The 1318-nt window shown below is 65.0% G+C and carries 1 pseudogene; it reads right to left on the reverse strand.

Annotated elements, in window-relative coordinates:
• A pseudogene (locus ABZV91_RS32475) lies at positions 1-1318 on the reverse strand (hypothetical protein); the annotation flags it as partial.

The raw sequence follows: 1318 nt of genomic DNA on the forward strand, positions 1-1318 counted from the left end.
GCGGGGAGGTCGGAGGCATCCACGGTGTGCCGCCAGGTTCGCCTGGTGTTCGGATCGTCGATACAGATGTCGATACACGCCTCGAGCATTTCTTCGGCGTCCTCGTGCTCGCCTTGGATCAATGCCGCCCACCCGATGAGCGCCGTGGCCGTCATCTGGAGCTCGACGGGCTGTGGATCCAGCGAGCGGGTCGCCGACAGGGCCCGTGCGGTCCGTTGACGCATCTCCCACATCGAGCCCAGGAACATGAATCCCCGCAGCGTGATCAGGCTCATCGAGAGCTCCAGGCCGAGCGCGGCCTGGCCCGGTGTCGTGAGACTCGTCTCGATCGCGACCAAGATGTTGTCCAACGCCGCGCGACCCCACTCCATCAGGTCGTACTCCACGGGGCAGAACCAATCGCCGTGCTCCTGCGCGATCTTGTTCCGATAGTATTCGCGGTGCCGTCCGGCCATACGCACTGCTTCGTCTGTATCGCTGGTGGAGCGCGAGTGCAGTTGTTGCCGGGCGAACAGCCGGATACTTTCCAACAGCGAGTACCGCACCGTCGTGGGGGTGATGTGAGCGATGATCAGCGATTGGTCCACCAGACGCTCGAGCAGATCCGCGATCTCCTCCCGCGCCAATCCGACGCGCCGCTGACCGTCGTGTGCGGGCTCCTCGTCCGAAGCCTTTTCGTCGTCGCTGCACACGACCTCGATGGCTTCCAGATCGGCTCCCACATCCAGGACGGACCCGGCGGTGTCGTCGGCGGGGTTGGTGTCGTAACCGGCGGCGAATACCGACAGGCGGTCCAAAAGCAGTTGCTCTTTGGCGGTACACAGTTCATAGGACCAGGCGATGACGTCGCCGACCCCGCGATGGCGCGCCTCCGCACCGACTCGGGGACCGTGCGACCAGTGCATGCGTTTATCGGTTGAATCGCCGCTGAGCTCTCCTAAGATCCTTGCCAGAGGTTGCTGCCCCAGTCGCGCGGCCGCGAGACGGATGAACAGCGGGTGGTTGTGCACATGGCGGCATATCGAATCGCCCATCGCGATCTGGTCGGAGTCGGCGAGGGGGCGGCCGGCGAGTTCGGCACGCGCTCGGAACAAGGCCAGGGCATGCCGTTGCGTCAGCGGGGGAACCGTGAACAGGTACTCGTCCACCCAGGCGAGGGGCTCACGACTGGTCGCGAGGATGGTCAGCCCCGGCGCCACATCCAACAAGTCGGCCCCGACCCGGGCCGCCGAAGCCAGTACGTGCTCACAATTATCCAGCACCACCAGGGTCCGCGGCGTCTGCCCCGCCTCATCGGCGCAGGTCAATTTATCGACCA

The sequence above is a fragment of the Nocardia sp. NPDC004568 genome, from assembly GCF_040609955.1.
Taxonomy (GTDB): Bacteria; Actinomycetota; Actinomycetes; order Mycobacteriales; family Mycobacteriaceae; genus Nocardia.